Origin of the sequence: Pseudomonas sp. SWRI179 (assembly GCF_014268705.1) — a bacterium.
GTDB classification, from domain to species: domain Bacteria; phylum Pseudomonadota; class Gammaproteobacteria; order Pseudomonadales; family Pseudomonadaceae; genus Aquipseudomonas; species Aquipseudomonas zanjanensis.
The window spans coordinates 1-10,743 of sequence record NZ_JABWRA010000097.1 but is presented as its reverse complement, the minus strand read 5'-3'; the positions used below and the strand labels follow the sequence as shown (position 1 = coordinate 10,743).

7 protein-coding genes are annotated in these 10,743 nt (G+C 61.5%); 5 read left to right on the top strand and 2 right to left on the bottom strand.

Annotation, left to right across the window (positions count from 1 at the left end):
* Nucleotides 1–220: 220 nt before the first annotated feature.
* Nucleotides 221–2,167 carry a cyclic di-GMP receptor LapD gene (gene lapD / locus HU767_RS28080; RefSeq protein WP_186710004.1) on the bottom strand — a complete coding sequence of 649 codons (1,947 nt, stop codon included), beginning with the start codon at nucleotides 2,165–2,167 and terminating at the stop codon, nucleotides 221–223.
* Between the two features lie 14 nt (nucleotides 2,168–2,181).
* The gene (lapG, locus tag HU767_RS28075) at nucleotides 2,182–2,874 is read right to left on the bottom strand and encodes a cysteine protease LapG (RefSeq protein WP_186731065.1); all 693 of its coding nucleotides are present in this window, start codon (nucleotides 2,872–2,874) and stop codon (nucleotides 2,182–2,184) included.
* A gap of 202 nt (nucleotides 2,875–3,076) precedes the next feature.
* On the opposite strand from lapG, the gene HU767_RS28070 reads away from it, so the two are divergent.
* The 5 genes from HU767_RS28070 to HU767_RS28050 all read left to right on the top strand — a co-directional run bounded on the left by HU767_RS28070 (nucleotide 3,077) and on the right by HU767_RS28050 (nucleotide 10,220).
* Nucleotides 3,077–3,769, top strand: coding sequence for an FCD domain-containing protein (locus HU767_RS28070; RefSeq protein WP_186731064.1), 693 nt, complete (start codon nucleotides 3,077–3,079; stop codon nucleotides 3,767–3,769).
* Between the two features lie 683 nt (nucleotides 3,770–4,452).
* Nucleotides 4,453–5,229, top strand: a complete 777-nt coding sequence (locus HU767_RS28065; protein ID WP_158457536.1) for a DUF3050 domain-containing protein — start codon at nucleotides 4,453–4,455, stop codon at nucleotides 5,227–5,229.
* Nucleotides 5,226–6,158, top strand: coding sequence for a diiron oxygenase (locus HU767_RS28060; RefSeq protein ID WP_186731063.1), 933 nt, complete (start codon nucleotides 5,226–5,228; stop codon nucleotides 6,156–6,158). Before HU767_RS28065 ends, HU767_RS28060 begins: the two co-directional genes overlap by 4 nt.
* A gap of 10 nt (nucleotides 6,159–6,168) precedes the next feature.
* The gene (locus HU767_RS28055; protein ID WP_186731062.1) at nucleotides 6,169–9,723 is read left to right on the top strand and encodes a non-ribosomal peptide synthetase; all 3,555 of its coding nucleotides are present in this window, start codon (nucleotides 6,169–6,171) and stop codon (nucleotides 9,721–9,723) included.
* A 32-nt stretch (nucleotides 9,724–9,755) separates the two neighbouring features.
* On the top strand, nucleotides 9,756–10,220 hold the full coding sequence (locus HU767_RS28050) for an SRPBCC family protein (protein WP_186731061.1): 465 nt from the start codon (nucleotides 9,756–9,758) through the stop codon (nucleotides 10,218–10,220).
* Nucleotides 10,221–10,743 lie beyond the last annotated feature (523 nt).

The window sequence follows — 10,743 nt, the reverse complement described above, 5'->3', positions numbered from 1 at the left end:
TGCGCGACCCAGCGGGAGCAAGCTCCCTCGCCACAGGACCGTGCGGTTCCCAATATCGTGTGGGTATCCAACATCACCGCAAACTGACCCTGCCAGTTAAAAACTGTTACCTATGTGCGTGAACTGATATGTAACCCATGTGGGTGAGTCATACCCGGAACCCTATGTGGTCGTTATCGCAGGAATGGATATGTACGCGGTCAAAAGGACACAACCCGCCTCACCCCCAACGCTTAGGCTCACCCACTAACTGCCCCTGAACCCCAAACAACCCCATCTCCCGAATCACCGCCAACTCCCCCTCCGTCTCAACCCGCTCAGCAATCAACGGCAAGTCGATACTGTGAGCAGCACGCTGTATCGCTTCGATAAACAGGCGCTTGTCACTTTCCTGATCAATCGCGCGAATGTAGCTGCCATCAATCTTCAGATAAGCCAACCCCAACCGCGACAAGTTGCCAATCATGCTGAACCGCCCACCAAAACGCTGCAGGCTCAAGGAGAAACCAAGCTCGCGCAACTGCCGGGTCAACTGCTCCAGCACCGCTTGCTCCGGCAGTTGCTCTTCACCAATCTCCAGCGTCAGGCGCGACCCAAGGTTGGAATGCGCCCGCAGGATTTCAAAGACCTTGTTCAACGCCTGCGGATCGGCAAGCGTGGCGGAGGACAGGTTCAACGCCAAGGACTGCTCATGCCCAGCCATCTGCTTGAGCACCTGTTCAAGCATCAAGCGGTCCAGCCGCGCAGTCCAGCCGAAGCGCTCCAACCACGGCAGGAAACGCCCGGCGGGGATCGTCTGGCCCTGCTCGTCCAACAGCCGCGACAACACCTTGTAATGCAGCACGACCTGAGTGTCCTGGGCCGCCACCACCGGCTGGAAGTACAACTCGAAGCGCTGATGACTCAAGGCCTGGTCGAGCAGCGTGTGCCAGGCGTGGTGATCATCGCCGACACTGGCCGAGGCACTGTGATCCAGGCAGGCCCAACCCGGTTCGCCCTGGCTTTCGGCCTGGGCCAGGGCCTGGTCGCCGAGCTGCAGCACCGCTTGCGGCGAGTCGCCATGGACGAACGGCGCCAGCCCGATGGAGGCCACCGAGGCCACGTCAGTCGCGCCGGTGGCGTGCAAGCTCGCCAACGCGGCCTCGAGGTTCTGCGCCAATTGCAGCGCTTCCTCACGCACCAGCCCCGGGGCCAGCACCGCGAACTCGCCGCCGCGAATACGCGTGACCAGGTTGTGGGTTTCCGGGTAGCGGGCGCACTCACGCTGCAATTGCTCGCCCACGGCCTTGAGCAACTGATCGGTACGCTGGCCGCCCAGCCGCTGGTTCAAACCGGCCAGGTCCTTGACCCGCAACAGCAGCAGGTAACCGGAACTGGCCTGCTCCGGGTTGCTCACCCGGGCATTGAGCTGCATTTCGAAATAACGCCGGTTGGCCAGGCCCGTGAGGTTGTCCTGGTAGGACTCGACCCGCAGTTTCTCGCTGCGCTCGGCCTGTTCCTGGAACAGCGCCTTGAGCTTCTCGACCATCTGGTTCATCGCCTGCACTACCCGACGCAGTTCAGGCGTGCGCGGCAGCTCCGGCAGGCTCAGGAATTCACGACGGGCAATGGCGTGGGACTGATGCACCATGTAGTCCAGCGGCTTGAGCTGGCGACGCAGCAGCAAGGCCCCCAGCACCGCGCTCACGGCGCCGCACAGCAACAGCCAGCCCAGGCTGCCCAACGCGCTCTGCCACAGCTTGGCGAGGGCGAACATCGGGTGGCTGACCACTTCGACCCGCGCTGCCTGCTCCCAGCCGCGGCTGACGATGGCATCGCCACCGGCCGGTTCCAGGCCGATCAGCTTGACGAACCATTGCGGCACACTGCCGGCGTCCGGTGTACCGGTGCGCTCGACCAGGGTCTTGTCGGTGGCCACGTCGACCACGCGGATGCTGGCGTAGTAGCCGCTGTCGAAGATCGAGCTGACCATCAATTCCACCATCGCCGGGTCGTCGATGTTCGGCGTCAACGACAGCGCCAGCGCCGTGGCCGCGTCCTGGGCGTGGGAGCGCAACTGGTTGACGTATTGGGCCCGCGAGCTTTCCAGGCTGACCATGAAGCTGCCGCTGAAGGCAACCACCAGGAACAGACAGATAGCGATCAACAGCTGTTTGAACAAGGACATCTGAGCGCGCGCTCCTAGTTAGTCGTCTCGACCGGAAAACCTTCGGCCTGCATTTTTTTCAACACGTCCTGCCACCGGGACAGGCGCTTGGTGTCACCCACTTTCTTGTTGCCCTTGGCGCCCGGCAGCCACAGCCCTTCGGCATTGAAAGAGTAGACCGGGAGCAAGTCGGTTCGCTGGCTGGCCGGCTGGATACCGTCGATCAAGCTGTCGAGGACCAACGGCATCGCCTCGGGCGTGGCGTAATAGGTGAGCACCATGTGCGCACGGTTCTGTCGCAACGCCTTGACGTAGGTGATGCGCAGCTTGTCACTGGACACCCCGAGACGACGCAGGCTGAAATACTTGGCGATGGCGTAGTCTTCACAGTCGCCAGCGCCCTTCCACAAGGCCTGGATCGGCGTCTCCCAATAGTCGACTTCACGCCACAGGTCGATGTCTTCCACGTAGCGCACCTGTTTGTTGAAAAACAGGTTCACCACCTTGAGCTGTTCCAGTTCGGGGATCTGTTTCTGAGTCGCCAGCAGTTGCTGCCACGCGTCGATCCGCTGCTGCCCTTCGCCCAGTGGCCCATATAACGCTTGCGCCCGCCGGCTGATCTGCGCAAAGTCCCAGTCGGCTTGCAGGCCGCCCAGCATCAGGCCGGCCAGCAATAGTGCCGAACACAGCCAACGCAAGGACCTGAGGACCGAGAAAGGTGCAGCCAAGGGAAATACGTCCGAAAAGGGCCGTTGGAAATTCGTTGGATGGTGAAGCCTGGCCGGGCAAAAGACAATGGCAGGTTGCAATCACCGCAAGCAGACTAAACTTTAGTTCAGGAACCGGGGCCGCGAGATTTTGACGGCTTGGCAATCTGTAACTAACGTTGGCATGGATCCAATTTTCGTTACTACCCGTTCAGGTGTTGTCGTGACAAAGAAGCCCAAACCGCTCAGCACTATCCAGGTCAACGGTCCCGTCCCCGCCGATCAGGCGCGGTCGATCATCGAAAGTTCCCTGCGCGAGGCCATCCTCGACGGGCGCCTGCCCAGCGGCACCGCCCTGCGCCAGCAAGAGCTGGCCGACCTGTTCGGCGTGAGCCGCATGCCGGTACGTGAGGCGTTGCGTCAGCTCGAAGCACAGTCGTTGCTCAATGTCGTCCAGCACAAAGGCGCCGTGGTGGCCCCGCTGATTACCAACAATGCGGTCGAGACCTACGCCTTGCGCGCGGTCCTGGAAGCTTTCGCCTTGCGCTTGTCCATCCCCCTGCTCGATGACGATGATTTTGCGCTGGCAGCCCAGTACATCGAACAGTTGGAGACACAAACCGAATACGCTGAAATCGCCAAGCTCAATCGGCTGTTCCATATGTCGCTTTACCACAAGGCACCCAACGGCAAACTGCTGGACCTGATCGAACACGAGCTCAATGAAGAAGAACGCTTTTTGCGTTTTCATCTTTCGTCCATGGGGTTGGGCAAGCTGACCCAGGACGACCACCGCGCCATCCTCGCGGCCGCGATAGCCAGAGATATCGATAAAGCGGTCGCCTTGTTGGAGCAGCATCTGGAAAAAGCCTCCATCACCATGCGCCGGTACCTGGAACAGCCGTCGAAGGCTTGATCCCACGCCGGCGCTTCGTCCGGCGTAAAAATTTCTTACATATCCTTCCGACTCACTTGTCGCCAGCGCGGCGCGGCCTGACCGTGGCCGCGCTTCGTCGCCCCATCAGTCCAATGGCACTGCCATCGATTTGGGCTCACTCTTGCGCTTGTCGATTCAAAACAGACCTGAAGAAGTCAACGCCTGGCTGAGGCCAGACGAATCGAAGCCAATACGCAAGGAGCGACGTCCAACCGGCGGGATGATCGGAAGTCCGACCGATGTCCTGCCCCTAACAAAAAACTTCTTACTCCCCGATTCCTGAAGTGCTCCGAGTGAGGCATTCACTCGAACTATTCGATTCTGATCTCGCTAAATCGGAAGGAGCTTCTTCGCCCCAATAAAACTTATATTAAAAGTTTTAAAAGGCCTCTTTGCGCCCAGTAAAACTACAACTTCAAATAATTAAAAAAACACTTGCCGCTTACTTGTTACATGTATTAATTTTTTATTCACCGCGTTACCAGCGGCCCTTTCGATGCGCCAATACCCCAGCAAACACTGGCATCGAAAGCTGAAACAACGATTAAAAGAGAATACTTCACCCCCTTGGGTAATTCATGGATTCCGGTTCAGGCGCCCGCTCGTCCTCATTAACTAACGAGCCGCCTTCCGGACATAACATCATTGATGAGGACGTTCCAATGCAGCCATCCAAAGAACAACTATCTCTGAAAAAGCATGAACTTGGACAACACCCGGTTTTTTCCGAGATTACATCAATCGATCTGTTACGCCGCTTCATGGAAAGCCATGTCTTTGCCGTCTGGGACTTCATGTCGCTGACCAAGCGGCTGCAACGCGAGCTCACCTGTGTCCACCTGCCTTGGCTGCCGCCGGCCGACCCTCACGCGGCCCGCTTGATCAATGAAATCGTGCTGGGGGAAGAGTCGGATGACCGCCCCGGCGCAGGCTACTGCAGCCATTTCGAACTGTACCTGGACGCCATGCGGGAAATCGGCGCCGATACCCGTGCAATCGAGCAGTTCATTACCCTGCAGCAGGAAGGCGTCAGCCCCGAGACCGCGTTGGACAGCGTCGAGGTCGAACCGGCGGCGGCGCGGTTCGTCCGCCAGACCTTGCACACCGCCCTGCACGCCCCGGCCCACAGCGTGGCCGCCGCGTTCGTGCATGGCCGCGAGAGCGTCATCCCACAGATGTTCCAACGCATGTTGGACGCCTGGGGCATTGGCCTGGATCAGGCTCCGACCTTTCGCTACTACCTGCAACGGCACATCGAGGTCGACTCCGAAGACCACGGGCCGGCGGCAGAGAAACTCTTGGCGCGGCTGATCGATGGCGACCCGCAGCGCGAAACCGAGGTGCTGGCCGCCGCGCTCGCCGCCGTTCACAGTCGCGCGGCCTTGTGGGACGGCCTGCGCCAGAGCATGGCCCAGCCGGTTGCACAGGTGATGCCATGAACGCCGTCGAATACCAATCCTTCGCCGACGCCTGGGAAAGCCGCGCCACGATCCGTACCCGGCCACGGCGCCGGGTCGAAGACGACGACAAGCTGATCTTCCCCATGAGCCGCCAGCCGCTGGTGCACAGCCAGGCCTTCCTTAGCCACTGTGCGCAATTGCGCGACTTCGTGCTGGTGCAGAGCCTCTACAAATTCATCAATGACGTGGTGATTTTCGAGACCGAACTGGTGGACCACACCGCCCGGCGCATCGCCAAGAACCGCTTCGGCATCGAGTTCCCGTTCGCCTGCCGCTACGACGCGATGACCGTGGTGGTGGATGAGGATTACCACGCGCTGGTGGCGATGGACTTCATGCAGCAGACCATCGACATGACCGGCATCGAACCGATCCCGTTGCCTGGGCAGATCGAACTCAGCCGCGCCATACCGGCGACCCTGGCCGAGGCGCCAGAGCATCTGCTCAGTGCCGTGGAGCTGATCTGCATCGCCATTGCCGAGAACACGGTGACCAACGAAGTGGCGGCCTTCGCCCGGGACGACTCGGTCAAGGCCTCGATCAAGGGGCTGATGGCCGATCACTTGCTCGACGAGGGCCGGCACTCCGGTTTCTGGACGCGATTGGTGCAGATCTACTGGCGCACCGCCCCCGAAGAGGACCGCACGGCGATCGCGCGCCTGATGCCCGGTTTCATCGCCCAGTACCTGGCGAGCGACCTGCAGCAAGCATTCGACTTCGAGCTGATAGCGCACCTGCCCGTCGACGAATCGGTGCGCCAGTCGCTGCGCGAAGACGCCAGTGCGCTGGCGTATCCCATCAATCGTTTTCACCCCTTGGTGGGCAACATCACGCGTTTTTTTCGCGGCAGCTCGATGCTCGCGTCCCCCTGCGTGCGCGATGCCCTCGCTGATTATCTGACCCCATGAGGACCTTTCTATGAGACGCCTCGACATTGCAGTGCCTGGCACCAGCCAGGCCATGGCCGAACTGGCCCGGGAATTGGAGCAGCACGGTCACGCGGTGGTGGACCTGCAATCGCCGGTCGATCTGTTGATCGACGACGGTACGACACCGCGCGCCATTGAAGCCCGCTCATGCCTTCAGGTCCGCGTGGCACTGCGCACGCTGGCAGGCGAAGCATTGCCGCAACCGGTGCTGCTCTTTCGCGACGGGGCGCAGCGGCTGTTGTGCCAGGAAGTGATCGCGCCGCAACGCGATGGCAATGGTCAATCCTTGCGCCTGCGTACGCTGGCGACGCTGGTCGAAACCGGCGCACGACTGGTCAGCCAGTTGTCCCGGGATGAGACCTGCTTCGATGATTGGCCGACGGTACACGCTGAGGCCGTTGATCAACCCCTGCTCGGGCTCGATGCGCTGGAGCCGCTGGCCTTCGAGCACGGCCTCAATCGACCGCCGGTGCCCTGGCTGCTGGCCGCCGCCGACGTGCCGGTGATGCACAGCATCGAACAGCGCCTGCTCGATGACGCGACGCAACCGGCCCTGTGGGTCGATGGGCAATTGATCGACTACAAATCCTTGCGCCGCCTGGCGCTGAGGTTGCAGCAGCCGATGTTGGAAATACTGCACCGAGCAGAACATGAGGAAGGAGCTGTTGGAGAATCTGTGGGGGCAAGAAAAGCAGAACCTGTGGGAGCAAGGCTTGCCCGCGATGAAGACACCGATGCTCTCAAGCAAACCGCATCATCGTTCATCGGGGGCAAGCCTTCCTCCCACAGGACTTCCTCACACAAAGTAATCGGCGTGTGCCTGCCCAAATCCCCGCACCTGTACGCGGCGATCCTGGCGGTGCTCGGCTGTGGGGCGGTGTACCTGCCGCTGGACCCGCAGCATCCGGCGCAACGTCGGCGCTTTATCCTGGAAAATGCCCAGGCGGACCTGCTGCTGCACGACGGCGACAGCGACTTGGGCGACCTGATGTTGCCAACGCTGAACATCCATCAGCTGCCAGCGCCCAAGCCAGGCATTCCGGCCTCGTTGATCCGCCGCACCGTGGATGGCGACGAACCGGCCGTAGCGATCTACACCTCCGGCACCACTGGCCAGCCCAAAGGCGTGTTGCTCAGCCACCGCAACCTCAGCCATTTCTGTGCCTGGTACGGCGACTACGTCGGGTTGCAGCGCGACAGTCGGGCGTTGCAGTTTTCCACCATCAACTTTGACGCGTCGCTGCTGGATATCCTGCCGACCTTCATCCACGGCGCCCTGCTGGTGGTGCCCAGCGAAGACCAGCGCCGCGATCCGCAACAATTGGTCGCGTTGATACAGCAACAGCGGGTCAGCCACGCCTTCCTGCCGCCTGCGTTGCTGAGTGTCATGCCCCTGGAGGCGCCGTTGGGCCTGGCGCACCTGATCACCGGTGGCGATGTCTGCGAGCCGTTCGTGATCGAACAGCTCGCGCCACAATGCCGGTTCCACAACATCTACGGCCCGACCGAAACCACGGTGCTGGCGACCACCCGGCGCTTCGGTGTTGGCGACAACAACCGCAACCTCGGCGTGCCCATTGCCAATGGTCGGGTGCTGATCCTGGACGAACAACTGCAACCGGTTCCCCAGGGTGTTACGGGCGAGCTGTACATCGCCGGCCCGGGCGTCGGCCTCGGCTATCTGAATGATCCGGCGCTGACCGCGGCGCGTTACCTCAACCTGACGCTACCCACCGGGCAAGCGTTGCGGGTCTATCGCACCGGCGACATCGGCCAGTGGACCGACAACGGCATCGAACTGTGTGGCCGTCGCGATAACCAAGTGAAGATCCGTGGCTTTCGGGTCGAACCCGAGGAAATCGAACACTGCCTGCGGGAAAGCCAGTTGTTTCGCCAGGTGGCGGTGGGGGTCGATGAACGGCGGCGGATCCTGGCGTTCCTGGTTCATCCCGAACAAGAGTGCCCCGGCGCCGCTCTCCAGGCCTTGCGTGAGCATGTACAGAACAGCTTGCCCAGCTACATGCACCCGGCCGCCTACGTCGAATTGCCCAGCCTGCCCTACACCAGTAACGGCAAGGTCGATCGCCGGGCGTTGCTCGCCATGGCGGTGCAGGTGCACGTCGACGGCCAACGCCGGCAGCCGCAGAACGCCTTGGAGACACAACTGCAGCACCTGTGGGCCGAGCTGCTGGAGCTGCCGATCGACGACATCGCCACCGATGAAAGCTTCTTCAACCTCGGCGGGCATTCGATCCTGCTGTCACGATTGCTGCTGAGCATTCGCCAGGCATTCGGCCGCAGCCTGTCGATCAACCGCTTCATCGAAGCGCCGACGCTGATGACCTTGGCGAAGTTGCTGGACGATCCGGAGCAAGGCAGTGCGTCGAGCCTCAGCCCCCAGGCCTTCATCGATGCCGAGGCCGAGCTCAACCTTGACCCGCTGCCCATCAGCCAATGCGGCGATGTGCACAAGGTGGTAGTGACTGGCGCCAACAGTTTCCTTGGCGTGCACATCGTCGAAGCGCTGCTGGCCTGGGGTGCCACCGAAGTCGCCTGCCTGGTGCGCGCCAGCGCTGAACAGAGCGCGGCCGAGCGTTTCTCCCAGGCCCTGCGGGACAATCACCTGACCCATCTGGACCTGGACCGCGTCAGCGTCTACGCCGCCGACATCACCCAAGCGCAATTGGGTTTGCCGGACGACGTCTATGCCCGCATCGATGCCACCTTCGGCGCGCTGGTGCACAACGCGGCCCACGTCAACCATGTGCTCGACTACGAGTCGTTGGCACGGGACAACGTGGAACCGATTTTCGAGTGCCTGCGCCTGTGCGAAGGGCGCAGCAAGAAAATCTTCAATTTCGTCTCCACGCTGTCCGCCTCCAGTGCCCTGGATGCTGACGGTCAGGTACTGGAACAGCCGGCCGCCGAGACGCCGCCGATCTACATCAAGAACGGCTACAACCTGTCCAAATGGGTCGGCGAACGGATCCTGCAACGGGCCCGGGACCGCGGCGTGTGGGTCAATCTGTTCCGCCCCGGCAACATCAGCTTCAACAGCCTGACCGGGGTCTGCCAACCCCACAAGAATCGCTTGATGCTGATGCTCAAGGGCTCGATCCAGCTCGGCCAGGTGCCGGACCTGTCGCTCAATTTCGACCTGATGCCGGTGGACTTCCTGGCCCGCTTCATCGCCTTCCACGCCAGCCGCTACCAGCCCAGCCAAGCGGTGTTCAACCTGCATAACCCGCAACCGTTGAGCTGGGACGCTTATGTGGCGTCGTTCCGTGACAGCGGTCGGGAATTTTCCCTGGTGAGCATCGCCGAGTGGCAACGGCAATTGGCTCGGGTCGATGCCGACAACGCGTTGTTTGGCGTACTGGGTTTCTACCTCAACGGCTTCGAGGAAGACATCGGTGACATCTCGCTGATCAGCCACGACAACGCCCGCGCCGGCGTGCGGCAGATGGGCGCCAGCTACCCGGAAAAATCCCCGGCCCTGCTGCGCCGCGGCGCCGATTACCTCAAGGCCATCGACTTCATCTGAAACACCCTCAATCCAAAGCAAGGAGCAAGACCATGAGTGCATTTCAACCCGACACCCTGATCAAAAACCCACAAGCCTGCCAGGTCGAAACCTCGGTGGAGGTCGCGGCCGATGCGGCGCGCGTCTGGGACGTGGTGGGTGATTTTGGCGGCTTCAACCGTTTCATCCCGGCGCTGGAGCGCATCGAAATGACCGGCGAAGGCGTGAGGTCCCTGCGCAAGAAGTTCTTCGTCGATGGGCAGAACCTGGTGGTGGAACAGCTCAACAGCCGTGACGACCAGGCCATGCACATGACCTGGACGCTGATCTACAACACCCTGGGCATCGACAACCTGTGGGCGGCCATGCGCGTCGAACCCCTGGCCGACAACCGCTGCCGCGCCACCTGGACCATCATCGCCGACCACACCGAGGCCCATACACCGTCAGGCTTCCGGGATTTCCTCCAGGGCTTTGCCGATGAGGCGATGGGGAATGTGCAGGGGATGTTCAAGTAAGCGCCAGTCTTTGTGGGGGCAAACTTGCTCGCGAAAGCGCCGGGTCAGTTGGTGGTGATGGTGGCTGTATCGACGTCATCGCGAGCAGGTTCGCTCCCACAATTTGGTTCCGGGGTGAACCCAAGATCCCGGCACACAGCCAATCCCCTGTGGGAGCAAGCCCGCTCGCGATAGCGGTGGGTCAGTCAATGAAGCAGTTGGCTGGGCTGCCGTCTTCGCGAGCAAGCCCGCTCCCACAATTTGGTTCCGGGGTGAACCCAAGATCCAGGCTCACCGCCAATCCCCTGTGGGAGCTGAGCTTGCTCGCGATGGCGCCAGCCCAGGCAACCCGTACCCGTGGCGAGGGAGCTTGCTCCCGCTCGGCTGCGCAGCAGTCGTAAAACCGGCCAATGCGATAAGCCTGTAGACCGGCTAGAGCCTGCTGCGCAGGCCAGCGGGAGCAAGCTCCCTCGCCACAGGGGATTGGGTCGGCTTGCGACTGAGGTCAGATCTTGAAGCTGTCCACCAGTTGCTTCAGGCGATT